The 23,042-nt window shown below is 68.1% G+C and carries 23 protein-coding genes; 12 read left to right on the forward strand and 11 right to left on the reverse strand.

The features are described 5' to 3' along the window. Positions 1 to 117 precede the first annotated feature (117 nt). The 5 genes from ASC58_RS12900 (at position 118) to ASC58_RS12920 (ending at position 5,665) form a co-directional block, all read left to right on the forward strand. On the forward strand, positions 118 to 1,665 hold the full coding sequence (locus ASC58_RS12900; RefSeq protein WP_200947826.1) for a twin-arginine translocation signal domain-containing protein: 1,548 nt from the start codon (positions 118 to 120) through the stop codon (positions 1,663 to 1,665). A 261-nt stretch (positions 1,666 to 1,926) separates the two neighbouring features. Beyond that, positions 1,927 to 2,316: an ArsR/SmtB family transcription factor gene (locus tag ASC58_RS12905; protein ID WP_369796232.1), complete on the forward strand. Its 390-nt coding sequence runs from the start codon at positions 1,927 to 1,929 to the stop codon at positions 2,314 to 2,316. Next, complete coding sequence (locus ASC58_RS12910; RefSeq protein ID WP_056919820.1) at positions 2,309 to 4,273, forward strand: cation-translocating P-type ATPase; 1,965 nt, start codon at positions 2,309 to 2,311, stop codon at positions 4,271 to 4,273. The genes ASC58_RS12905 and ASC58_RS12910 overlap by 8 nt, the downstream gene beginning before the upstream one ends. Further along, complete coding sequence (locus tag ASC58_RS12915) at positions 4,270 to 4,788, forward strand: signal peptidase II (protein WP_056919600.1); 519 nt, start codon at positions 4,270 to 4,272, stop codon at positions 4,786 to 4,788. Before ASC58_RS12910 ends, ASC58_RS12915 begins: the two co-directional genes overlap by 4 nt. A 52-nt stretch (positions 4,789 to 4,840) precedes the next feature. Next, positions 4,841 to 5,665: an undecaprenyl-diphosphate phosphatase gene (locus ASC58_RS12920; RefSeq protein WP_056919601.1), complete on the forward strand. Its 825-nt coding sequence runs from the start codon at positions 4,841 to 4,843 to the stop codon at positions 5,663 to 5,665. Between the two features lie 307 nt (positions 5,666 to 5,972). Here ASC58_RS12920 and ASC58_RS12925 read toward each other — a convergent pair whose 3' ends face one another. The 5 genes from ASC58_RS12925 to ASC58_RS12945 all read right to left on the reverse strand — a co-directional run bounded on the left by ASC58_RS12925 (position 5,973) and on the right by ASC58_RS12945 (position 9,514). Continuing rightward, entirely contained in the window at positions 5,973 to 6,617 is a 645-nt protein-coding gene (locus tag ASC58_RS12925; RefSeq protein ID WP_082553270.1) for a vitamin K epoxide reductase family protein, read from the reverse strand. Between the two features lie 3 nt (positions 6,618 to 6,620). After that, positions 6,621 to 7,277 carry a thioredoxin domain-containing protein gene (locus tag ASC58_RS12930; RefSeq protein WP_056919602.1) on the reverse strand — a complete coding sequence of 219 codons (657 nt, stop codon included), beginning with the start codon at positions 7,275 to 7,277 and terminating at the stop codon, positions 6,621 to 6,623. Positions 7,278 to 7,473: 196 nt separating this feature from the next. Further along, complete coding sequence (locus ASC58_RS12935) at positions 7,474 to 8,259, reverse strand: cation diffusion facilitator family transporter (RefSeq protein ID WP_369796233.1); 786 nt, start codon at positions 8,257 to 8,259, stop codon at positions 7,474 to 7,476. Further along, positions 8,256 to 9,161, reverse strand: a complete 906-nt coding sequence (locus ASC58_RS12940) for a cation diffusion facilitator family transporter (protein WP_056919603.1) — start codon at positions 9,159 to 9,161, stop codon at positions 8,256 to 8,258. The genes ASC58_RS12935 and ASC58_RS12940 overlap by 4 nt, the downstream gene beginning before the upstream one ends. Continuing rightward, positions 9,158 to 9,514: a helix-turn-helix transcriptional regulator gene (locus ASC58_RS12945; protein WP_235529251.1), complete on the reverse strand. Its 357-nt coding sequence runs from the start codon at positions 9,512 to 9,514 to the stop codon at positions 9,158 to 9,160. Before ASC58_RS12945 ends, ASC58_RS12940 begins: the two co-directional genes overlap by 4 nt. 559 nt (positions 9,515 to 10,073) lie before the next feature. Here ASC58_RS12945 and ASC58_RS12950 point away from each other — a divergent pair. The 5 genes from ASC58_RS12950 to ccsB all read left to right on the forward strand — a co-directional run bounded on the left by ASC58_RS12950 (position 10,074) and on the right by ccsB (position 14,624). Next, positions 10,074 to 10,535: a M23 family metallopeptidase gene (locus ASC58_RS12950; RefSeq protein ID WP_056919604.1), complete on the forward strand. Its 462-nt coding sequence runs from the start codon at positions 10,074 to 10,076 to the stop codon at positions 10,533 to 10,535. Positions 10,536 to 10,665: 130 nt separating this feature from the next. Continuing rightward, the gene (locus ASC58_RS12955; protein WP_235529222.1) at positions 10,666 to 11,136 is read left to right on the forward strand and encodes a TlpA disulfide reductase family protein; all 471 of its coding nucleotides are present in this window, start codon (positions 10,666 to 10,668) and stop codon (positions 11,134 to 11,136) included. A 50-nt stretch (positions 11,137 to 11,186) separates the two neighbouring features. Next, positions 11,187 to 11,900, forward strand: a complete 714-nt coding sequence (locus tag ASC58_RS12960) for a cytochrome c biogenesis CcdA family protein (protein WP_082553329.1) — start codon at positions 11,187 to 11,189, stop codon at positions 11,898 to 11,900. A 127-nt stretch (positions 11,901 to 12,027) separates the two neighbouring features. Next, positions 12,028 to 13,623 carry a cytochrome c biogenesis protein ResB gene (locus ASC58_RS12965; protein ID WP_235529223.1) on the forward strand — a complete coding sequence of 532 codons (1,596 nt, stop codon included), beginning with the start codon at positions 12,028 to 12,030 and terminating at the stop codon, positions 13,621 to 13,623. Beyond that, the gene (ccsB, locus tag ASC58_RS12970; RefSeq protein ID WP_082553273.1) at positions 13,620 to 14,624 is read left to right on the forward strand and encodes a c-type cytochrome biogenesis protein CcsB; all 1,005 of its coding nucleotides are present in this window, start codon (positions 13,620 to 13,622) and stop codon (positions 14,622 to 14,624) included. Before ASC58_RS12965 ends, ccsB begins: the two co-directional genes overlap by 4 nt. Positions 14,625 to 14,776: 152 nt before the next feature. Here the strand turns inward: ccsB and lnt are convergent, their stop codons facing one another. The 6 genes from lnt to ASC58_RS13000 all read right to left on the reverse strand — a co-directional run bounded on the left by lnt (position 14,777) and on the right by ASC58_RS13000 (position 20,767). Further along, positions 14,777 to 16,327 carry an apolipoprotein N-acyltransferase gene (lnt, locus tag ASC58_RS12975; RefSeq protein ID WP_056919607.1) on the reverse strand — a complete coding sequence of 517 codons (1,551 nt, stop codon included), beginning with the start codon at positions 16,325 to 16,327 and terminating at the stop codon, positions 14,777 to 14,779. Beyond that, positions 16,324 to 16,653 carry a hypothetical protein gene (locus tag ASC58_RS12980; protein WP_056919608.1) on the reverse strand — a complete coding sequence of 110 codons (330 nt, stop codon included), beginning with the start codon at positions 16,651 to 16,653 and terminating at the stop codon, positions 16,324 to 16,326. Before ASC58_RS12980 ends, lnt begins: the two co-directional genes overlap by 4 nt. Further along, positions 16,646 to 18,739 carry a cytochrome c oxidase assembly protein gene (locus ASC58_RS12985; RefSeq protein WP_162246854.1) on the reverse strand — a complete coding sequence of 698 codons (2,094 nt, stop codon included), beginning with the start codon at positions 18,737 to 18,739 and terminating at the stop codon, positions 16,646 to 16,648. Before ASC58_RS12985 ends, ASC58_RS12980 begins: the two co-directional genes overlap by 8 nt. A gap of 26 nt (positions 18,740 to 18,765) precedes the next feature. Then, the gene (locus tag ASC58_RS12990) at positions 18,766 to 19,356 is read right to left on the reverse strand and encodes a copper resistance protein CopC (RefSeq protein ID WP_056919610.1); all 591 of its coding nucleotides are present in this window, start codon (positions 19,354 to 19,356) and stop codon (positions 18,766 to 18,768) included. After that, a complete protein-coding gene (locus tag ASC58_RS12995; RefSeq protein ID WP_082553274.1) occupies positions 19,353 to 20,057 on the reverse strand; it encodes a DUF305 domain-containing protein in 705 nt (234 codons plus the stop codon). The genes ASC58_RS12990 and ASC58_RS12995 overlap by 4 nt, the downstream gene beginning before the upstream one ends. Before the next feature lie 65 nt (positions 20,058 to 20,122). Beyond that, the gene (locus ASC58_RS13000) at positions 20,123 to 20,767 is read right to left on the reverse strand and encodes a DUF3105 domain-containing protein (protein WP_056919611.1); all 645 of its coding nucleotides are present in this window, start codon (positions 20,765 to 20,767) and stop codon (positions 20,123 to 20,125) included. 279 nt (positions 20,768 to 21,046) lie between these two features. On the opposite strand from ASC58_RS13000, the gene ASC58_RS13005 reads away from it, so the two are divergent. Together ASC58_RS13005 and ASC58_RS13010 are read left to right on the forward strand one after the other, a co-directional pair. Continuing rightward, positions 21,047 to 21,736 carry a response regulator transcription factor gene (locus ASC58_RS13005; protein ID WP_082553275.1) on the forward strand — a complete coding sequence of 230 codons (690 nt, stop codon included), beginning with the start codon at positions 21,047 to 21,049 and terminating at the stop codon, positions 21,734 to 21,736. Between the two features lie 50 nt (positions 21,737 to 21,786). Next, positions 21,787 to 22,866, forward strand: a complete 1,080-nt coding sequence (locus tag ASC58_RS13010) for a sensor histidine kinase (protein WP_369796234.1) — start codon at positions 21,787 to 21,789, stop codon at positions 22,864 to 22,866. Positions 22,867 to 23,042 lie beyond the last annotated feature (176 nt).

Below are 23,042 nucleotides of genomic sequence, written 5' to 3' on the forward strand. Positions count from 1 at the left end.
TCGTCCGTATCGGCTTGCTCAAGTTCTGCCTCTGCATGTCCGCCGTTTGCACGGAGTTCATCGGGTGGGAGTCGGATGTCATCACCACTTCTACCTTTCGCCAGGAGATGCATTTCCATGAGCCACGCGCACGAAGATGGTCACAGCCACCAGCACGGTCATGCATCGCACGACGGCTGGGAGGCGATGGACGAGGCAGACCCGAAGGCTGGGCCCCCCTCGCGCCGCCAGCTGTTGAAGTACGGCGGCATTGGCGCCACCCTCGCCGCCGCCTCGGCAGCACTGCCCAGCCCAGCATTTGCTGCCGGTTCCGAGACCTCCTTGCGTAGAAGCGGCGGTCGAGCCTGGCGTGCCGGCGACCACCACATTCACTCCGAGTACTCAGGCCGCTTCGACACCACCAAGAATCCGCCGACCTTCACCAAGGGCGCGGACGCCGTCTACCCGATCGTTGCGAACGCGATCATGGCCAAGAGCTTCGGGCTCTCGTGGGTGATGTGCACCGACCACGGTGGCCCCACCCACTCCAAGGTCAATCTGGAGCTCGCCTACCCGGACCTGCTCAAGTCTCGCGACCTGGTACCCGAGGTGTTGCAGTTCTGGGGCATGGAGTTCGACGCACCCCAGATGGACCACCACACGCTAATGATTCCGCGGCGCAACAACGAGGCACAGCTGCTGTACGACCTGGAGTCGCGGTACGCCAAGCTCGACGCGTTTCCCAGCGACCCCTCGCGGGACACCGAAGCCAAGATGGTCGAGTTCCTCAACTATGCGAACAACATGGCCAGCAAACCGCTGGTCATCGCGCACCACGCGTCCCGCTCTGCGACCGGGCTCGGCGTCTGGGGCCAGGACACCCCACGCGAGTTCCGCAACAACCAAGACGCCGCCCCGACGGTGTACGTCGGCTTCGAGGGCGCGCCGGGTCACCAGGCGGGGCCGCTCAACGGCGGCGCCCGCGGGGCGTATGGCAACTATCCGACGCATGGCGGCTATGACCAGATGACCGCAATGGTCGGCGGTCTCTGGGATTCGCTACTCGGCGAAGGCCGCAAGTGGTGGATCACCGCGACATCGGACTCCCACGTCCACTGGACCCGTGGCGGGTCCGACTTCTGGCCGGGGGAGTACTCCAAGACCTACGTCGATGCCCGCCAGGACTACGCGGACATCATGGACGGTCTGCGCACCGGCCGAATCTTCGTCACCACGGGTGACCTGATCGCCGGACTGGACGTCACCGCCTCCCACGCCGGACGTGCAGCCGGGGTTGGGCAGACGCTGACAGTCAAGCGCGGCCGGGACAACGACGTGGAGATCGAGATCCGGTTCAAGCCGCCAACAGGCACGAATGGCAACGGGGACCGGCCCCGAGTCAACCGCGTCGACATCATCGCGGGTGATGTCACAGGCCCGGTAGCCAACCGGGACGCGGCCGCCAACCCGACCACGAAGGTTGTGGCCCGGTACGGCACCAGTGACTTCCGCCGCCGGGGTGACGAGTACGTCATCCGGCACACGTTGCGGGATGTGACCTCGAAGGGATACATCCGTGTGCGGGGCACGAGCACCGACGAGATGGAGCCTGCAGCCGACGGCCTCGAGTCGCCATGGGAAGACCTGTGGTTCTACTCCAACCCGGTGTTCATCGACGTCGCCTGACCGCGACCATTCCGGACTTCCCCCTGCAGGAACGGCCGGTCGTCCCTCGCCGGGACGACCGGCCGACGGCGATGTCGGAGGCCCCGAGTCGCCCTCAACATCAGAGCCGCTTGCCGGTGGCGCGGTTCCAGTGGTTGCTGCGCCGGCGACATCGGGGGGCTTGAGGTCGATCGGCGGGATGCGGCGGGCGCCTGGCCGTCCCGCAGCACGCCAGTGGGGCGCGTTTGACGGACCGGGCTCTGTGGGCGCTATCATCGGGATATGGCGATGACAACGAAATCTGCTGAACCCGACCACCGGGCAGAGCTAGGCGGCGCGGCTGCCCTGTTCCACGGCTTGGCCGACCCGACCCGCCTGGCGGTGGTTCGCCGTCTCGCGGACGGGGAAGCGCGCATCCTGGACCTCACCACGCAGCTCGGGCTGGCCCAGTCGACCGTGTCGGCCCACGTGGCTTGCCTGCGCGACTGCGGCCTCGTGCAGGGCCGTCCGGAGGCGCGGCAGGTGTTCTACTCTCTGACCCGCCCAGAGTTGCTCGACCTGCTGCTGGCAGGCGAGGCGCTGCTCGCCGCAACCGGTTCGAAGGTGAGCCTGTGCCCGAACTACGGCACGGCCACGATCGGTGACGCAGGCAGGGGGCCGGCCGGTGAGTGACGCATGCGGCTGCGGCCCCGATGAGCCGACCACGGAGGGCGCCGAGGAGAACGAGCAGGAGGCCGAACGGCTCGTCGACGTCAGCGAGCTGCGCGCCGCCGCGGTAGCCGGCGTATTGCTGCTGGCCGGGTACGGCTCTGGCTGGGTCGGCGGACCGGACATGCTGGGGCAGGTTCTGCTGTGGGCGGCGCTGCTGGTGGGCGCGTCCACTTTCGTGCCCTCGACCCTGCGGCGACTGGCGAAGCGGAAGATCGGGGTTGGCACCCTGATGACGATCGCTGCGGTGGGCGCTGTCCTGCTCGGCGAGGTCGGCGAGGCCGCAATGTTGGCGTTCCTTTACTCGATCAGCGAAGGGCTGGAGGAGTACTCCCTGGCTCGCACCCGCCGTGGGCTGCGCGCGCTGCTGTCCTTGGTGCCGGACGAGGCGACCGTGCTGCGCGACGGGGCACAGGTCACCGTGTCGCCGCGTGACCTCCGGGTCGGTGACCTGATGCTGGTCCGGCCTGGTGAGCGGGTCGCGACGGACGGCGTCATCCGGGCCGGACACACCGCGTTGGACGTCTCAGCGATCACTGGTGAGTCCGTGCCCGTGGAGGCGGGTCCCGGGCGGGACGTGTTCGCTGGGTCCATCAACGGCACGGGGGTCCTGGAGGTCGAAGTCACCACGACGGCGGCCGACAACTCCCTGGCCCGGATCGTGCGCATCGTTGAGGCCGAGCAGTCCCGCAAGGGGACGAGCCAACGGCTCGCGGACCGCATCGCCAAACCGCTGGTGCCCGGTGTGCTGGTGGTGGCGGCGCTCATCGCGGTCGTCGGCAGCCTGCTGGGCGACCCGGCCACCTGGATCGAGCGGGCCTTAGTCGTTCTGGTTGCAGCATCCCCCTGCGCGCTGGCCATCTCGGTGCCGGTGACGGTCGTCGCCGCGGTCGGTGCCGCCAGTCGTTTGGGCGTCCTGGTCAAGGGCGGTGCCGCCTTGGAGGCGCTCGGGAGGATTCGCGGCATCGCCCTGGACAAGACCGGCACGCTGACCGCGAACCGGCCTCAGGTCGTCGAGGTTGCGACGACTGGGGACGCCACCCGTCACGAGGTGCTGGCGGTCGCGGCGGCGCTCGAGGCGCGCAGCGAGCACCCGCTCGCCCGGGCCATCCTGGCCGCGGTCGACAGCATCGGTGACGCCCAGGACGTGCAGGCTGTCACCGGCGCCGGTCTGACCGGCATCGTGGATGGGCGTCCGGCCCGGCTGGGTCGACCCGGCTGGCTGGAGCCTGGCCTGCTGGCCGGCGACATCGCCCGGATGCAGGCCGGCGGGGCGACCGCCGTCCTGGTCGAGCACGATGGCGTCGTCATCGGCGCCGTCGCGGTACGCGACGAGCTGCGCCCGGAGGCCGCCGAGGTGGTCGCCGGGCTGCGCCGCTCCGGGTACGAGGTCGCCATGTTGACCGGTGACAACCACGCCACCGCGGCCGCCCTAGCTGCGCAGGCCGGTATCGAGCAGGTGCATTCCGAACTGCGCCCTGAGGACAAGGCGGCCATCGTCGCCCAGCTGCGACAGCAGCGGCCGACCGCGATGGTCGGCGATGGCGTCAACGACGCGCCCGCCCTGGCAACCGCGGATCTGGGCATCGCCATGGGCGCGATGGGCACGGACGTGGCCATCGAAACCGCGGATGTCGCCCTGATGGGTGAGGACCTGCGCCACCTGCCGCAGGCCCTGGACCACGCACGTCGGGCCAGGCGGATCATGTTGCAGAACATCGGTCTGTCCTTGGTCATCATCACGGCGCTGATGCCCCTTGCCCTGTTCGGCGTGCTCGGTCTGGCCGCGGTCGTCCTGGTCCATGAGCTCGCGGAAGTCGTCATCATCGCCAACGGCGTCCGAGCCGGCCGAGCCAAGGCTCTGCCGCTGACAACTGCTCCCGCCGCGGTGCCGGCGCCCGCTGTCGTCGGCGCCCGGTGAGCGCCACTGAGGCCGGCGCCGTCCAACAGCAGGGGCGTCGCCCCGCCGCCCGCCGGGCTGCGGTGCTGGCCATTGCGACCGCGGTCGCGGCTGTGGACCTGAGCCTGAAGGCGTGGGCGCGCGGCGGCCTACCCGCGGGTGGTTTCGAGGCAGGACCGGTGGACCTGCGGCTGGCGTATAACCCGGGCGTTGCGTTCTCCGTCGCTGCGGAGGCCCCACCCTCCGTCGTCATTGCCGGCACCGGCCTCGTGACGGCTGGCGTGGCCGCACTGGTGTGGATGGGCGCCCCGACGGCCACTCGGCTACGACTGGCCGCGTTCGCGGCGGTGCTCGGCGGCGCGGTCGCGAACCTGACCGACCGGGCGGGCGACGGGGTCGTGACCGACTACCTGCACAGCGGGTGGTGGCCCACGTTCAACCTTGCCGACACGGCCATCGTCACCGGTGCCATCCTGCTAGTCCTGTCTTCCATCGGTCCTTCCCGCGCGGCAGGCAAACACGAGGCACGCCGGTGAACTCGGCCATCACGCCCCGCGACCGCGTCGATATCCGGCCTGGCGGTGGCCGATGACATGGCTGGCGGCCTTCGTCTTGGGGGTGGTGCAGGGGCTCACAGAGTTCTTGCCCATCTCCTCCACGGCGCACCTGCGCGTTGTGGCGGCACTGGCCGGGTGGCCCGACCCCGGGGCCGCGTTCACCGCCGTTACCCAGCTCGGCACCGAGTCCGCGGTGTTGCTGTACTTCCGCCGCGACATCGCCGGCGTCCTGCGCGCTTGGACGCGGTCGCTGCGGACCCCCCAGCTGCGCGCGGACCCTCAGGCCCGGCTCGGGTGGTACGTCATTGTGGGAACGGTGCCCATTGCGGTGCTCGGGTTCGTGTTCCAGGACCAGATTGAGACCGCGCTGCGGGACCTGCGTCTGGTCGCGGCCACCCTCATCGTGTTCGGTGTCGTGCTCGGCGTCGCGGACCGGATGGCAGCCAACCGGCGCCCTCTTGAGGCTCTCACGGCGGGGCACGCGGTCGCCTTCGGGTTCGCTCAGGCGATGGCCCTGGTGCCCGGGGTGTCCCGCTCCGGTGGCACCATCAGCGTCGGGCTCATGCTCGGCTACACCCGGCAAGCAGCGGCTAGGTATGCGTTTCTGCTCGCCATTCCTGCCGTGCTGGCCTCGGGCGGGCTGGAGCTGACGAAGATCGGTCAAGGCCCTACCCCGCAGTGGGGCCCGACCCTGTTGGCCACCCTCGTCGCGTTCGGTGTGGGGTACGCGGTCATTGCCTGGTTCCTGCGCTACATCGCCACCCACCGGTTCACCCCGTTCGTGGCGTACCGCATTGTCGCCGGGGTGGGACTGTTTGCCCTCATCGGCGCCGGTGTCCTCACGCCCACCAGCTGACCGGCTCATGCTGATCCCACCGCGACCACCGGAGACCGAGCCCCGTCACCACCGCGCCGCGCGTCACTGCCACCACGCCGTCGCCGACCCGTCTCGGCAGCCGCTACCCCTGGACTCGCCGGTGGTCAACCGGGGCAAACTCGCGAGCCAGTCGAGTGCTGGTGGCCAGGCTGCGGAGGTGTCGTTCGGAGCCAGGCCACCGCGCCCTATATCCCTGTCGTGGCGAAGTTCTCGTCGGGAGGCGGCCGGGGTTTCACTCGCGCAAGGGTCGTCGTCACGCCTGCGAAAGCCCAAGATGTCGTGCCACTCAGCCGGCCAAGGTGGACCAGTAGTCCCAGAACCGGACGAGGGCCAAGGACGCGATAGCGACCAGCCAGAGGGTGATGACGCTAGGGGTGTATGCCGCGGCACCTCGCCACCGGGTTGGCACCGGTAGTCGGCCAGTCCTGATGTTGTGGGCGGTGGCGGTGGCGAAGGCCGTGATGGTGGCTACCCACACGACGATGCAGTACGGGCACAAGGCCCCGATGCGGTACAGGCTGGCAAAGATGAGCCAATGCACGAATGCCACCCCGAAGGTGGTCCCGGCCTGCACGCCCCACCAGAACCAGTCGGGCAGGGCGACACCGGCGAGCAGAACGACGCCCAGGGTCAACAGCGCGGTGAACCCGACAACACCGAGGATGGGGTTGGGGAATCCGAAGGCGGAGGCCTGCGGTGTGTTCATGACGGACCCACACGACAGGACCGGGTTGATGCTGCACGAGGGCACATAGGCAGGGTTGGCCAGCAGGGCGACCTTCTCCACGAGCAGCGTGAACGCGGCGGCCAGCCCGGCCAGCCCGGCGATCGCCAAGGTCCACGCTGTCCTGCGCCCGACCTCGGCGACGGCGCCGTCCGGCTTAGTGTTGTTGGTCTCCAAGGGGCCGGTCGTCGTGTGGGTCGCGTTCACGTGTCAGCCCTTGAGCGCAGCGTCGATCTGGGCGTGGAAGTCCTCGACCGAGGCTGGCTCGATCTGCTTGCCGTTGAGGAAGAACGTGGGGGTTCCCTTGACGCCGAGGGCGAGGCCGTCCTTGCGGTCGCGCTCGACCCGCTCCGCGGTTGCCTTGTCGGCGACGGCCTTGTCGTATACGGCCATGTCCAGTCCCATTTCGGCGGCGAACCCCCGGAACACGTCGGCCTTGGAGTCCTGCTGCTCGCCCCACTCGGTCTGGGTGTCGTACATCCGCTTGTACATGTCCTCGAACTTGCCCTGCTCTGCAGCGGCTTGGACCGCGACCGCGGCGTTGACCGCGTTCGTGTGACTCGGGATCGGAAAGTACCGCACGACGAAGTCGACCCTGCCCGTGTACTTGGTCCGCAGGTCCTCCACAATCGGGTAGGCGGCGCGGCAGGACTCGCATTCGAAGTCGAGGAACTCGACCAGGACGACCTTGCCGGTGCCGGGCGCACCGAGTCTGTGACTGTCGTCGCGAATGAGTCGGCCGGCCGACGTGCCGGGCTCGCTGGCCTCAGCAGGGTCGGAGGTGTCGGGTCCGAAGGTCAGGGCGGTGGTGACGATGGCCGCGAACACGGCCACAACGACTGCCGAGATGACGGCGTTGCGCTTCACAGGGTCAGCTCCAGAGCAGGGGTGGGGAGTCGGGTGACGGGTTTCGCTTGGGGCAACGGGCGCAGGCACGTTCAGGTTCCACTGCCTGCCACAGTGTCAGCCGGTCGTGGGCAGCTGTGCCAGATCCGGGACTGGATTTGGCCGTGGCAGCGGGACGCCTCGAATGAGGCCTAGATGGTGATGAGGATGCGGTGGCTCAGGAGTGGTCCTCTCGTCGAGTGAGCTGGAGCGCTATCGGCGCCATCTGCCCGGTCTCCTCAGGCTCTTCGGTTGCAACTGGAGCGCAGCAGGCGTCGCCGCAGCTGTCTGAGGCCGCGGTCGCGATGTCAGTCCCCTCTCCAAGGGTGGAGAACGCGGCTGGCGGGCAGCAGTCATCGCCCTGCCAGTTCTGCCAGCCCTCGCGTGCGGCCACGGCGGCTATGACCAGTGCGGCTACCGGGTCGGCCCAGAACCAACCAAGCGTCGCGTTGAGAACCAGGCCAACAAGCAGGACCGCGGACAAGTACGTGCACAACAGGGTCTGCGTGCCGTCACCTTCGACGGCGCCGGAGCCGAGCTCGCGGCCGGTGCGTCGCTGCCACAAGCTCAGGAACGGCATGATCGCCAACGAGGCGAGGGCCAGGCCGATGCCCACGGGGCTGTCCTCGGGTCGCGCCCCGGTGAGCAGGGCGTGTCCGGCGTCCACGGTCAGATATGCGGCGAGCGCGAAGAACGAGACCGCGATGAGGCGTTGCGCGGTCCGCTCGCGACTCTCGGGCATGCGGTGCCGGAACTGCCACAGGATGACGAGGCCGGAGGACACCTCGACAAGGGAGTCCAGGCCGAATCCGACGAGAGCAGAGGAACCTGCAACGTTCCCCGCTGTGATCGCGATGATCGCTTCAACGGTGTTGTACGTGACGGAGGCCGCAGCCAGCAGCTGCGCGCGACGCATCAGGGTAGCCCGACGGGTCGGGCTGGTCAGGGTGGTCCACGTGGTCACCAGGTGACCTCCTTGCATCCGGTGTGGGTGTCGGGTTCGACCTGGAGGGTGGCGTGCTCGACGCCGAAGTTCGCGCGCATGACCCGGCGGGCTTCATCGAGCACCGCGTGTGGATCCGTGTCGTCGCTTGTCATCAGGTGCGCCGTGGCCACGTTCATCCCAGAGGTCAGCGTCCACAGGTGCAGGTCGTGCACATCGGTGACGCCCGGAACGCCCGAGAGAGCGTTCTCCACCTCATCCGGAGCCATGCCGTTCGGAGCGTGCTGACCCAAGACGGTAAGAACCTCGCGGCCCAGGATGACGGCGCGGACAGCCACGAAGACAGCGATGGCCAGGGCGATGCCGGTGTCCCACCACACGTTGCCGGTCGCTCCGACCATCACCCCGGCGACGATGACACCCACAGATCCCACGGTGTCCGCGACGACCTCCATGTAGGCGCCCTTGACGTTCAGGCTCTCGCTAGCGCCGCCGCGCAGGAGCAACAGGGCGATGAGGTTGATGACCAGGCCGATACCCCCAACCACCAGCATTGGACCGGAGGCAACCTCGGCGGTCCCGCCGATGCGGCCGATGGCCTCAACCGCGATGTAGACCGACACGCCGAGCATCAGCAGGACAGCGAGACCCGAAGCGAACACCTCGGCCCGGTAGGAACCAAACGTGCGCCGCCCGGTCGTGTCCGCCCGTGTCGCAATGCGAGTGGCGACCAACGCCGCACCCAGGGCAACGACATCTGCAGCCATGTGCCCAGCGTCGGACAGCAGGGCAAGGGAACCGGATAGCAGGCCCGCGACCAGCTCGACGACGAAATAGCCTGCTACCAAGGCGAACGCCAACTGCAGACGCCACCGGTGCGCACCACCTGCATGTCCGTGACTGTGGCCGTGCCCGCCACTCATCGAGTTGCCTTTGCCGTGGACCGAGCTGCACCGTCACCAGCGCTGAGGGCCTCATGGGCGATGTGTTCCCGCGTCAGATCAAGCAGCATCCGTACATGCCCGTCCGCGAGCCGGTAGAAGACCAGCCGTCCCTGCCGGCGCCCGCTCACCACACCAGAGGCGCGCAGCATGCGCAGCGACTGCGAGACCGTGGCCTCTTGCGTTCCCGTCGCTGCGGCGAGATCGCACACGCACAGTTCACCGGCCTCGAGCAATGCATACAGCAGGCGGGAACGGGTCTGGTCGCCTAGTAGCTTGAACATGCCAGCTGCCCGGGCCAGGTCGTTTGTCGGCAGAGTGGCGTCGAGCACCATCTGAACCTTTTCCGGGTGGATACATTGGACGGAGCAGCCATCCAGACCAATGACCATGTCATCTGAGCGCATGCTCAGATGTTAGGGCACGTGCACCGGTCTGCGTCGAGGACCTTCATCAAACCTTCACGGAACGCCAGCAGGTTCCCGACATCGCTGCGGGAGGCTGACGCCAGCCGCACGAGCGGGAGATCGGAAAGACCCGACCTACCGCCCGCCGACAGGCGTCCGTCCGGACGCCGGGACTGCGGCGCGAGGAGATCAGTCTGTGCCTGGACACCAGTACGCCGGCCGACACCGCGGCGGCCGCCACCGCGCCCCGCGGCGCGGCCGAGCCGTCCTCGGCGGGGCAGCCAGTTGTGCCATCGGGGTAGTCGTTGTCGCGGTCACGGCGGCTGGGGGATCCAGCGACCTCGTGACCGCGGCCGCTGCACCTCCGGCGGCTTCGGCATCGCCGGCGATGCTCACTGCGGCTGAGACGTCGCGCGAGGCCCAGCTGGAGAAGGCTGCTGGCATACGTGCTGAAATGGCGACCGTTCGAGCCGCGGAAGCGCAACGGGTGTCCCGCACTCGGGCTCGAGCCGCAGTCAAGGCCAAGCAGAAGAAGCAGGCGGCTGCGCAGGCGCGCCGTGCCCGGGTCTGGGTCTCCCCGCTGGAGGGGTACACGCTCACGTCCGGCTTCGGACCCCGTTGGGGTCGCCAGCACCAGGGACTGGATCTCGCTGCCCCCTCAGGCACCCGGATCGGGTCGCTCAGTTCCGGCGCGGTCATATTCGCGGGCTCGCAGAGCGGTTACGGCAACAAGGTCGAGGTACGTCACTGGGACGGCACCGTTTCCTACTACGCACACATGTCCTCCATCGCCGTGACCGTCGGGGAGCAGGTTGGTCCGGGCGACAAGGTTGGCGAGGTGGGCAATACCGGTCGCTCCACTGGACCCCACCTGCACCTCCAGGTCCTGCCCGCAGGATCCGCAGTCGACGGGTACACCTGGCTGGAGGAGCGCGGTGTTCGCCTTTAAGGCACTACGGGCGTGGGCCGGTGCCGCTGCTGTCGCTGCGCTGCTGGCAGGCTGCAGCAGCGACCCGAACTCGGTCGCGTCGCAGGCCCGTGCCGGGGACCGCAAGGGGTACGTGTCCGGGGATGGGACCGTGCAGCAGATCGCGCTGAGCCAGCGTGATCAGCCGCTGCTCATTTCGGGAACGACGCTGGACGGCAAACCATGGTCCTCCAGCACCGAGCGTGGCAAGGTCCTTGTACTGAACGTGTGGGGGTCCTGGTGCGCCCCGTGCGTGAAGGAGGCGCCCGTGCTGCAGAAGGTCTACGCCCAAACCCAACGGGACAAGCAGCCGGTGACCTTCATGGGGATGGACATGAAAGAAGGTCCCGAGTCGGCCGCAGCATTCGTACGCTCACGCGCCATCACGTACCCATCCTTGGCGTTCGACGGCGGCAAGCCGTTGCTCGGACTGAACGGCAAAGCGCCGACAGTGCCCGCCACCCTCGTGCTCGACTCCCGTGGACGGTTGGCCTCCCGGGTGCTTGGCCCGGTCAACGAGTCCACCCTGACCGGTCTGATCCACGACGCGTTGCTCGAGCACGCACAGTCAAACGGCCAGTGACCGTGCGCTTCCCCCTACTCGAACCCGTCCCAACGATCTTGGGCGGCGCCATGCCGGCCGCCATCGCCATCAGCGGCTTGGCTGGCCTGATCGCCTTCGCCTCCCCGTGCATGCTTCCTCTGGTCCCGGGAATCCTGGCCCACCTGACCGACGCGAACTCCACCTCCCGGCCCGCGATCCGTCGGCGTACAGCAGTCATCGGCGCAGCCCTGTTCACGGTCGGATTCAGTGCTGTCTACATCGCCGGGGCCGTTCTGTTCTCCTCCGTCGGAGCTCTCCTGCTCGAGCACCGTTCAGTGCTACTGCGAACTGGCGGAGTCATGGTCATCGTCCTCGCCCTGGTCTTTCTCGGCGTCGGGCCGCAGACAGGATGGCGGCCGCGATGGAAGCCGCGGCCAGGGCTGGCCTCCTCACCACTCCTGGGGCTCGTTTTCGGGCTCGGGTGGGCGCCATGCAGCGGACCGACTCTGGGAGCAGTCATGGCGTTGGCAACCGCGACTGCCGATACCGCCGCGACCAGCCGAGGCGTCATCCTAGCCATCGCGTACTGCGCCGGATTGGGCCTGCCCCTGCTCGCGTTGGCTGCTGGGGCAACCGGCGCAAACCGGCTCGCCACGGCGCTGCGCCGGCGCCGTCTCGCCATGCATCGTATCGGCGGCGTAGTGCTACTCGTTACCGGGATGCTGATGGCCACCGGCCTGTGGGACACGCTCGTTGCCACCCTTCAGACTCGGCTCGTGAGCTCCTTCACGACCGCACTGTGAGCTCACCATGACAACCGCAACTACCGACACGCGCCCAACGCCGACACCGCCGGACGAAGGGCGCATCACCCAGCCACGCCTTGGCGCGGCCGGGTGGGCAAGGTGGGCATGGCGGCAGCTGACCAGCATGCGGACCGCGCTGCTGCTGCTGCTGCTTCTGGCCGTAGCCGCCATCCCGGGCTCTATCCTGCCGCAACGCAACATCGACTCCGCCCTGGTGACCGACTATCTCGACCGACACCGCACCACCGGCCCATGGCTGGACCGTCTGTCCCTGTTCGACGTGTACGCCTCACCATGGTTCGCCTCCATCTACCTGCTGCTCCTGGTCTCGCTCGTCGGGTGCGTGCTACCCCGAACCCGAGCACACTGGCAGGCGCTCCGTACCCCGCCCCCTCTCACCCCAGCTCGCCTGACAAGGCTGCCAGCGCACACCGAGCTAGTGGTTGCGTCAACGCCTGACCAGGCACAGCAGGCGCTGCGCACGGTCCTTCGCCGGCGCCGGTACCGGCTTCGCAAACCGGACCCAGACAACCCAGGCGCCCTCAGTGCGCAGCGCGGCCAAGCCCGGGAGACCGGGAACCTGCTCTTCCACACCGCCCTGATTGTCGTGATCGCCGCCGTCGGCGCCCGCTACCTCTGGGGGTGGCGCGGCGACGTCATCGTCCCCGCCGGACAGACCTTCGCCAGCACAGCCTCGGGGTACGGCACCCTCAGTCCCGGACCCTTCGTCGACCCGGCCAAGCTGCCTCCCTTCACCGTCCGCGTCAATACGATGGACGTCACCTTCGAGGACCGTGCATCCGGCGCCCAGTTCGGTGCCCCCCGCGACTTCATCGCCAACACCACCACCACTACCGCCCCCGGGGCGCCCCAACAGCAGCAGCGGTTGAGCGTGAACAACCCCCTGTCATTGTCAGGTACGTCGGTGTTCCTCCTGGGCAACGGCTACGCCCCCGTCGTCACCGTCCGCGACAGCAAGGGAAACGTCTTGTACCGGGAGGCGACCCCCTTCCTGCCCCAGGACAACAACTACCGCTCCGTCGGTGCAGTCAAGGTGCCCGCCGCCAGCCCGAAGCAGTTCGGGTTCACTGGCCTGTTCCTGCCCACCGCGACCATCGACCCGACCGCTGGGCCGGTGTCGGTGTTTCCGGACTCCAGAGCCCCTGCCCTCGCCCTGACGATGTACGAGGGTGACGTGTTCGCCTCCGGCCGATCCCAGTCGGTGTACACCCTCAACACAGATGGTATGTCGCAAGTGCGGCAGCCGGATGGTCAACCGCTCCGGCTGTGGCTCACCCCCGGCAACGCCGTCATCCTGCCGGGGGGGCGCGGCACCATCACCCTCGAGCGGGTGGATCGTTTCGCAGGGCTGTCCGTGCGGTACGACCCCGGCAAGGGATACGCGCTGGCTGGAGCCCTAGCCGCCCTCGGCGGTCTGGTTCTGTCCCTGACGATCCGCCGACGTCGCGTGTTCGCCCGGGTGGAGCCGCTCGAGACAGACGCCACTAGGCCCCCGCGTACCAAAGTTCTGATCGCAGGCATCAGCAAGAACGACGACCCTGCCCTATCCGAAGAGTTGAACCGGATCGTCGCAGGCCTGGAAAAGCACCTCGGCCCGGCCATCGTGGACACCCCCCGCAACATGGACGGCCCTGACGCGGACAGCCCCGACACCAACCACGGACACCCCTCCCACAACCTCGACGGAGATCCACGATGACCGTTCACCCGATGCTGGCCCAGTACGCCAACATTGCCGCGTACTCCGCCATCGTGGTGCTCGCGGCCGCCATGATCGCGTTCGTCGTCGACCTGGCCCGGAGCACATCACGACAAGGGCCCGCAACGATCCGCGATGGCGCGCCGGTGCCCGTGCCGTCCACGGCCAACGCAGGCCCCACCGCTCAGGCCATACGCACGGCGGCCCCGGGCTCAGTCGCGGTCGTGCCCGCGCCGACCACCGCGCCGTCGGCACCGCGTCAGGCCGCCGGAATCGGTACATCGCTGACCTGGTTGGGAGCGGGCTTACTCGTTGCGGCTGCGGTCATGCGCGGAGCCGCGGTGTCACGGGTGCCGTGGGGAAACATGTTCGAGTTCTCCCTCACCGGGTCCGCCGCTGTCACCGTCACCTACCTGGTCCTGAGCCTTCGCCGGGACGTGCGGTGGCTCGGGACCTTCGTGGTCGGGCCGGTCGTCCTGACGCTTGGGCTGGCGGTCACAGTGTTCTACACCGAGGCCAGCCCCCTGCTGCCGTCGCTGCGTTCGTTCTGGCTGGTCGTCCACGTCAGCATCGCCATCCTGGCGGTGGCGCTGTTCACCCTCGCCGCCGCGGTCACCGTCCTGCAGATGATCCAGGACCGGCGCGAGGAGGCGGCCTCGCCGGGTCGCTCGTTCATGCGCGCCCTACCCAACGCCGCCGCCCTGGACCGGTTGGGCCACGGGCTGCACGTGGCTGCGTTCCCGCTGTGGACCTTCACCCTGATCGCGGGCGCCATCTGGGCGCAAAAGGCGTGGGGCGCCTACTGGCAGTGGGACCCCAAAGAGGTGTGGACGTTCGTGATCTGGGTCGTCTACGCGGCGTACCTGCACGCACGAGCCACGTCCGGCTGGTCCACCCGCTCGTCCAACATCATCGCCCTCGTCGGATACGGCTGCATCATCATCAACTACACCATCGTCAACATGTACTTGGTCGGCATGCACTCCTACTCCGGCATGTGACTTTTCCCCACGACACTGGGTCGCACAGAGCGAAGGCGGCGGGTGCCACGCTGTCCCAAGTGATCAGTGAGCGCGCTTGGTCCGGTGACCCTCGGATCCGCCCATCCTTGTTCGTAGGTCGTCGTGGTCGCCCTCGTCCCGCGCAGCGGACTTCATCGTCGTCGTCGGGCCGCTCGACTCCGGACGGTCATGAGCCCAGGCACGGCGAAGCCTGCTGCCGCGATGAGCGCCTCGGGCCAAGCGCCTAGGCGAGCTGCAGGGGTCAGGGCGGTCTCGACCGGCAGGGCGGCCGACAGAACCTCGGCGGTGAAGTGACCGCCGCGCGAGGCGACTGACCCATCCGGTCGGATGAGGGCGCTGACTCCGACGGTCGAGATGTGTACGACGGGCCGGCCCAGCTCGACGGCTCGCAGGCGTGACATGGCCAACTGCTGGACACTCTCGTCGGTCCGGCCGAAGGTGGCGTTGTTCGTCGGCACGAGCAGTACTCCCGCTCCCTGCCGAACCGCATCCCGCAGCTGGTCGTCGAAGGCGACCTCGAAGCAGATGGCGACGCCAAACCGGACCGGTCCGGCGTCGATGACGGGCGTGCCCTTTCCGGCGGCGAAGTCGGTCCGGACCAGGTCCACCTTGGTCGTCACGGTGCGGAAGAAGGACCGGTACGGCACGTACTCGGCGAAAGGGACTGGACGCCGCTTCACATATGAGTCCGTCACCTTTCCCAGCGGTGACCAGACCAAGGTTGCGTTGGACACTCTGGGGGTCGGCCGGGCGAGCACGGCTCCTACGACCACGGGAACGCCGACGGCCTCAGCCGCCGCCGTGATGTCTCGGGAGGCCTGGCCGTCCGTGGTTGGGTCGATGTCGCTGGAATTCTCCGGCCACAGCACCACGTCGGGCCTCTGCACTCGACCGGCTCGCACGTCCGCGGCCAGTGCCAGCGTCCCGGCGACGTGGTTGGTCAGGACCTGACGGCGCTCAGCGTTGAAGTCCAGGCCTGGACGCGCCACATTGCCCTGGATCGCCGCCACGGAAACCTTGGGGCCAGATTGACCATCGCCTCCGGCGCCCAGCGGAAGCAGGGCGCCGCCAGCCATCAGCCCGGCGGAGCCGACGACAGCAGCGAACGGTTGCGTCAGGTTCCTGGTTTTACGAGCCCGCACACTCCGGTCCCACTTCAACTGGGAGGCGGCCAGTGCCAGCAGCGCCCCTGCCAATGCGACTACTAACGACACAGCTGGTGCACCACCGGCCCACGCCCACCCCAAGGCCGGGCTGTCCGCCTGCGAGAACGCGACTCGGCCCCACGGGAATCCGCCGAACGGGGTCCGGCCCCGTACCGCCTCCTGGGCCACCCAAAGGGGCGCCATCAGCAACAGTTGGCCCGTGCGGCTTTGGGTGGCGCGACCGGTCAAGGCGACCGCGACCCCGAACAGGGCGACGTACGCCGCCTGCAGGACGGCCAAGGCGAGCCAAGGTCCCGGTCCGACATATATCCCCGACCAGCCCAGGTGCGGGACGAAGAAGCCGAGACCGAACAGGGCGCCGACCAGGGCGCCGACGACGGGCCTAACGCCGCGCAGCAGCAAGAAGAGACCGGCCAGTGCCAGCGGCGCCACGGGCCACCAACCGACGCTCGGAAACGCAACGTCGAGTGCGACGCCGGCAGCCACAGCCGCGACGGCCCGCAACAGCAGCCTCATGCGTCGCGGCCAGCCTGCGAGCGACCCGTCCCGTCCGGCTTCGCCTCGACGCGCTTGTCGCCTGTTGCGGACTCGGCCTCGGGGGACAGCGTCCCAGTTTGGTCAGCTTGCCTCAACTCTGGGTCGGCCTCGAGGTCAGCGCGCGTGGAGGACTCGCTCTGGTCCACCTGTGCGGTGGTTGGCTGGTCACGGCTGGCCTCCCATTGCGACAGCGCGAGGCGTTCGCGGCGGTCACCTTCGAGCATCGCCCGGATCACCAGGTAGAAGAGGAACCCGACTCCCGTGGAGGGGATCAGAGCGGCGACGTACTTGAAGAAGTCAGGCATCGCTCTGCGGCTCTTCCCTGGGGACGGTGTCGGCGCCCTGATTGGCCCGTTCTCTTTTGGCAGTCCGTGTGGTGAGGGGCCCCGCATGCCTGGCGTGGAGCTGGCGCAGGTGCTCGTTGTAGGCAGCCAGCGCAGCGTCGCCGTCGCGGGTTGCTTGCCTGTCGTACCTGCGTGCCTCGCGCTTGTCGGAGCGGATCCAACCGACTGCCATGGCGACTGCCATCATCGCGACGGGGTAGTCGCCGATTGCCCACCCGAGCGCGCCGCCGAGGTACTGCTCCTTGGCCAAGGAGTTCCCCCATGGTCGTCCCAAGGTGCCGAACCAGTCCTGCGCCAAGATGGTGCTGCTACTCATCAAGGCGACCGCAAACAGTGCATGAAACCCGAACGTGGCCATGAGCAGGAGTAGGCGAAACACGTATGGTGGCCGTGCCGGGCCGGGGTCGACACCGACGAGGGCTGAGGCGAGCAGGTATCCAGACAGCAGGAAGTGCAGCGTCATCAGCACGTGTCCGGTGTGGGTCCGCAACGCAAGGTCGAGCAACGGGCTGTAATAGAAGGCGACCATCGACGCGACGAAGTTGCCGGCGGCAACCAGCGGGTGGCCCAGCACCGCCAACGGGCGGGAGTGGACGATAGCCAGCAACCATTCGCGCGGTCCGCGGCTGCCGTCGGCTCGCGATGACAGAGTACGCACCGCCAGGGTCACCGGGGCACCGAACACCAGCAGGACGGGAACGGTCATCGCGATCGTCATGTGCTGGACCATGTGCACGCTGAACAGGACCCGCCCATATACCCCGGGGCTGGCGCTGGTCGCAACGATCATGACGATGCATCCGGCGGCCCATGCCACGGTCCGCCCCACGGGCCACGTGTCGCCGCGAGCCTTCAGCCTCCGCACCGCCAGCAGGTACCAGCCGAGGCCCGCGACGGACACCGGAACCCAGATGCTGTCGAGCCGCCACTGGGTCAGCCAGTGAAGGCCCGTGCCCAGCGCAGGGGGCATGGGGTAGCCAAGGAGGGACTCGGCGGTGCTCTCCTGGCCCGAGGAGCCGACGGCTGGAGGCGACGTCGCAGACAGTGCCGCAGCGAGTCCGATGGCCATCGACATCACGATTGCCTCGCCCAGCACCAGCCGAGTGAACCTCCGGGCACCGTCAACGCCCGACAACTGGGGCAGAAGCCAGCGACGGTGTGCCCAGCCCGCGGCACCCAGCCCGGTGAACAGCAGCGCCTTCGCGGCCAGCAAGGCCCCGTAGGGGCTGCGCACAGCATCGAGGCTGTCCAGCCGCGCCAGGGCAGCTCCGACGCCGGACACCGCCACCATCAGGTACGCCCAGCCCGCTAGGGCTGAGAAACGCTTGACACTAGTGGTCAGGGCGGACCCGAGGTGCTTGCGCAGGAGCAGTAGGGCCGTGAGCCCACCGACCCAGATGGTCACTCCCACCAGATGCGCCGCTTGGGCGTCGACTGCAAGGCTGTGGTTGGCCGCTCCGGCAGCGTGCCCGGTCAAGGCGAGTGGAAGCAGGGCCCCGATGCCGACGACCAGTGCCCAGCCAGCCGTCACGATTCGTTGGGCGCTGGCGGCCAGGCCAGCCGCGACGATGACGAGCGCCGCGCTGACGGCCAACGACTTCCCCAGGTCGAAGTCTGTCACGAAGGAGTGAATGCCCAGCCAGGTGCTGCTTGTCGCGACCGGGACACCGGCGAGGTCGGAGTACGTCAACGCCAGCATCAGCACGCTGGCGACCGCCCACACCGACCCGAATACTCCCGCGAACCGCAGTGCTAGCGCGCGGATTCCTTCGATGCGGTCCTTGCCGTCAGGCTTCGCTGGTGGCAGGACAATCGCGGCCATCACGAGCATGCCGATGGTGATGGCGGCACTCGAATCGCGCAAGCCACGGACGACCGGCAGCCCAAAACGGGTCGCCACACCCGGGTCCGGCAGGCCGGGAAAGCTTTGCGGGATTGCGCCGACCACGACCAACGCGGCCACGCTGACGAAGCAGGGGATGAGGAGCCCTAGCAGGCCGACGCGCGACGGCCGCTGAACCTCCTGAGCCGGCGTGGTGGACGACAAGTCCGGAGCAGGAGTCGCGGGTGACATCAGCCTCGGTCCCTGGCCCAGAACAGGCCGGCGGCCAGCAGCAGCATGGCCCCGACAATGCCTGCGACCCAGTAGATGAGGCGGCGTCGAGGCTGGAGTGGATCAGAGTCCTGGTGACCCGATGCCGGAGGCGGTGTCGTGGAGGTCTTCGCCGCTGCCACGGATGTGCTGCCGCCGGAGGCGGTCGGGGTTCCCGTTGGCGCGCTGGTCGAGGTAGTAGCCGGACGGACGGTGAAGGGGATCGTTCCGGAGATCGGGTGACCATCGACGGAGACAACCCGGAACGAGAACTTCCACGCCCCGGCTGCCTTGAGGCTGTCTGGGACAGTGGCCTTGAGCGTCTTGCCGTCGACCGTGACCGGTACCGGCCTAGGGTCGCCGCCGGCCACGGTCAGGGTGGCCTTGGAAAACTTGGGCTCGATGCGGTCCGAGAACATAGCCCGCACGGTTGGCGGCGCGCTGGCGAGCACCGCATTTGCGGGGGGTGTGGACGAGGTGAGTTCGGAGTGCGCGGCCACCGGCGCAGGGACGCTGAGCAGAGCTCCAGCCGCCACCGAGACAACCATGAGCAGTGTCCGGAGCCGGCTCACTTGGACATCCTGGACGCCAGCAGGGACTCCATCTGCTCAATTTCGGCGGCCTGCGCAGACTTGATCGCCTTCGCCAGCGCGACAACCTCGGGGCGGTTGGTGCGCTCAAGTATTGCCTGCGCCATCTGCACGCCGCCCCGATGGTGCGCGATCATCAGCTGGAGGAATTGGCGCTCGGCGGCCACCCCGGAGGCCGCGTCCAGACGCTTGAGGTCGGCCGGTCTGGCCATGCCAGGCATGGTCGCTGGTGGGCTTGCCGAGTTGGTACCCGATGCTCCGGCGGTGCCTGTGGGTTGCATGGCGCTCATGTCGTGTCCGGCTGAGGACATCCACGCCATGGCAGGCTCCGACCCGGTCTGGGGCAGGTCCCACAGGGTTAGCCAGCCGAACATCTGCCCGGACTGCTGCTGCTGGCTGGTGATGATGTCGTACGCGACCGTGCGCAGGGTGGGATCGGTGGTCTTGTCGCGGATGGTTAGCGCCATCTGCACGGCCTGCCCGTGGTGGGTCTGCATGTCGCGGGCGAAGCCGGCCTCTGGGCTGGTCTCACCGGGGTGGGCGTTGCGGCCAGCGAGGCCGTAGCCGAGCAGGCCCGCAGTGAAAAGCGCCGCCATGGCGAGGACAACAGCGATGAGGACGACCTCCAGGCGTGCGCTGCGACCGCGCTGAGGATTGTCGACCTTGCCCGGACTGGTCGCCATAGCCGTGGTCCGGGATGCTGCGACGACTTGGGAGGCAGGAGTTGCGACGTGGCGGGGTGGGCGGGTCACGAGCCCATGCCCGGCGCGGCGCTCGTCCCGTCGGTCCCGCCGGAGCAGGCGGCTCCCGGCTCGGGGGCCTGCGGGCCTTGACGGAACTCGCGGATGAACTCGGCCAGCCGAGGGTCGTTGACTCCGGTGAGCGGCAGTTGGCGACCCCATGCGGAGGCAACGACGGGTGCCTTCAAACCCTCGAACGGCGACAGGACCGCATAGGTGTCCGGCATCGCCTTGCGCAGCTGCGTCACCTGCGCCGCCGGTAGGTCGGACCGGTAGGTGATCCACACGGCGCCGTGCTCCATGGAGTGAACGGCGTTCTCATTCGGGACCGGTTTGTCGTACGTCGCGCAGTTCAGCCATGCCGGGGCATGCTCCCCGCCAGCCGGTGGGGTTTGGGGGTAGGTAACTGGCTTGTCCGTGTGGCCCTGCTCCACCGTGTATGTCGCGACCTGCTTCAGGCTCGGCTTGTTCTGCTGCTCCCGGACGATGGAGAACGTGATGATGCCTGCCACCAGGACTGCAACGGTGGCAGTAGCACTCCAGACGGCAATACTCCGGCGCCGCTCGGCACGCATTTGCGCCTTGCGCAGTTGAGTCACCTTGTCACGGGCGGAATCACGGGCCTGCTTGCTCGCGCTGCCGGACGGCGACACGTGGACTCCTTGCGGGTCGGGAGGGGGTTGGACGGCGCGGCCGGACGTTGTGGGTGGCTCGGCCGCGCCTAGAACCGACTGGCTGAAGGGGCCACGTGGCGGTCCTGGGTGCAACAGTCCGACATGAGTGCCGTGAAATGACCGAGAAACGATGAAGATCTAACGAAGATCCGCCGTGGGAAGGAACACGAAGGCAATCACCAAGCGCGTGGGAGTCACACTTGGGGCGTGAATGTGCCACCTGATGAGGGCCGAACCGGTCCAGAACCCGCCGCAAGGGTGCTCGTTGTCGACGACGAGCGCGCCCTCGCAAGACTCATCGTTGGGTATCTGACGAGGGCGGGCATGGCCGCCCAGGTTTGCCACTCGGGTCCGGAGGCAGTCGAGGCCGCCCGAGCGGCAGAGCCGGACCTGATTGTCCTCGACCTTGGCCTGCCTGGCATGGACGGCGTCGAAGTGTGCCGGCGCGTGCGCACCTTCTCTGACTGCTACATCGTCATGCTGACCGCGCGTGACGATGAGATCGACAAGCTCGTGGGCCTCTCGGTTGGAGCTGACGACTACGTCACCAAACCATTCAGCCCTCGGGAGCTGGTAGCTCGCGTCCAGGCCATGCTGCGCCGACCACGAGCCGGGATGGTCGCACATGCCGGAGCGGATGAACCACCCCGTGTGTATGGCGACCTGGTCATCGACGCCGTAGGCCGCGAGGTGCACGTCGCTGGGGCGCAGGTCGAGCTCACACCAACCGAGTTCGACATCCTCGGTGTCCTTTCCGCACGGCCCAGGCTAGCGTTCAGCAGGGCCCAGCTCATCGAGGACGTCTGGGGATCCGCTTGGAGTGGGGACGAACGGCTCGTCGACGTGCATGTTGGACACCTTCGTCGCAAGCTCGGCGACGACCCGACATCACCACGGTACGTGCGCACCGTGCGCGGCGTCGGGTACCGGATGGGCAATGGAGAATGAGGTCGCCACTACCCATCCTGACTCGCCGCGGACTGGTCACACGGCTCCTGGTGACCCAGGCGATCGTGCTCGTGGCCGGGCTGGTCATCTGCTGGGGGGTCGCCATTCTGGTCGGCCCACCCCTGTTCCACCAGCATCTACAACAGGCGGGGCACACGACCCAATCGCCGGAACTTGACCACATCGAGGACGCGTTCGCATCCGCGAACTTCATCGCCCTCGCCGTAGCCCTCGCTACAGCGCTCCTCATCGCACTGGCTGTCAGCGTCTACCTCACGCGACGAATCCAGGGCCCCCTGACTGCGTTGGCTCAGGCGGCAGGCGAGGTGGCCCAGGGCCGACACGTACACGTGCCGGCTTCCGGGATCGGTGCCGAGTTCGACCAGCTGGCGATCGCTTTCAATCAGATGGCCGACCGGCTCGACAGCGTGGAGGACACCCGCCGCCGGCTCCTGTCCGATCTTGCGCACGAGATGCGCACCCCCGTCACCACCATCGAGGGGTACCTGGAGGGTCTGGAGGACGGTGTCGTGGAATGGGATGAGGACACCGCGTCGGTGATGCGCGAACAGGCGAGTCGCCTGATCCGGCTCATCGAAGACATCGATGACGTATCTCGCGCCGAAGAGGGTCGAATGCCGTTGGAGCTGCACGACTCTGCCGTGTCCGACCTCATCTGGAACGCGGGGGCTGCATTCCGGGACCGTTACGCCCGCAAGGGGGTGAACCTGCTCGCCGACCCACGCAGGGGCGCTGGGTATGTCGTGAGCGTAGACGCACAGCGAATGGCTCAGGTCCTGTCGAACCTGCTGGCGAACGCACTGCGACACACCGCGCCCGGTGGCACCGTCCAACTGAGCGCGCAGGTCGCTACGGACTCGGTCACCCTGACGGTCCATGACACCGGCGAGGGCATCCCCGCAGATGCGCTGCCCCACTTATTCGAGCGCTTTTACCGTGGCGACACAGCTCGAGACCGTGACCACGGCGGCGCCGGCATCGGACTCACCATCAGCAGGGCCATCACCGAAGCACACGGGGGACGGCTCGCCGCGTACAGCGACGGTCCCAACATGGGGGCCGAGTTTGCGGTGGTCCTGCCTGCCAGACCCAAAGGACGCAGGGATTGAGCGACCCCAACAAGGGTCCATCCCGGCGTGTGGCAGGCACCTTCACAAGGCCTGCCCGATTGCTCCGCCGGTCCCGCCGTGGGCGATGGGCGGCCTTGCCAGCACTGGCGCTCTCCAGCCTTGGTCTAGTGATCGTCCTGGCGTTTCGGGGAGCTCTGAGCGCGAGCATTCTGCTC

Source organism: Phycicoccus sp. Root101, from assembly GCF_001426245.1.
In the GTDB taxonomy this organism is placed as follows: Bacteria; Actinomycetota; Actinomycetes; order Actinomycetales; family Dermatophilaceae; genus Pedococcus.

Bases quoted from the DNA above. Each gene is read 5' to 3' on its own strand.
- ASC58_RS12960 (WP_082553329.1), top strand. From the start codon at position 11,187: ATGCCGGCCGCCATCGCCATCAGCGGCTTGGCTGGCCTGATCGCCTTC.
- ASC58_RS12940 (WP_056919603.1), bottom strand. From the start codon at position 9,161: ATGAGTGGCGGGCACGGCCACAGTCACGGACATGCAGGTGGTGCGCAC.
- ASC58_RS12995 (WP_082553274.1), bottom strand. From the start codon at position 20,057: ATGGCGACCAGTCCGGGCAAGGTCGACAATCCTCAGCGCGGTCGCAGC.
- ASC58_RS12980 (WP_056919608.1), bottom strand. From the start codon at position 16,653: ATGCCTGACTTCTTCAAGTACGTCGCCGCTCTGATCCCCTCCACGGGA.
- ccsB (WP_082553273.1), top strand. From the start codon at position 13,620: ATGACCGTTCACCCGATGCTGGCCCAGTACGCCAACATTGCCGCGTAC.
- ASC58_RS12900 (WP_200947826.1), top strand. From the start codon at position 118: ATGAGCCACGCGCACGAAGATGGTCACAGCCACCAGCACGGTCATGCA.
- ASC58_RS12905 (WP_369796232.1), top strand. From the start codon at position 1,927: ATGGCGATGACAACGAAATCTGCTGAACCCGACCACCGGGCAGAGCTA.
- ASC58_RS12965 (WP_235529223.1), top strand. From the start codon at position 12,028: ATGCGGACCGCGCTGCTGCTGCTGCTGCTTCTGGCCGTAGCCGCCATC.
- ASC58_RS12945 (WP_235529251.1), bottom strand. From the start codon at position 9,514: ATGGTGCTCGACGCCACTCTGCCGACAAACGACCTGGCCCGGGCAGCT.
- ASC58_RS12920 (WP_056919601.1), top strand. From the start codon at position 4,841: ATGACATGGCTGGCGGCCTTCGTCTTGGGGGTGGTGCAGGGGCTCACA.
- lnt (WP_056919607.1), bottom strand. From the start codon at position 16,327: ATGAGGCTGCTGTTGCGGGCCGTCGCGGCTGTGGCTGCCGGCGTCGCA.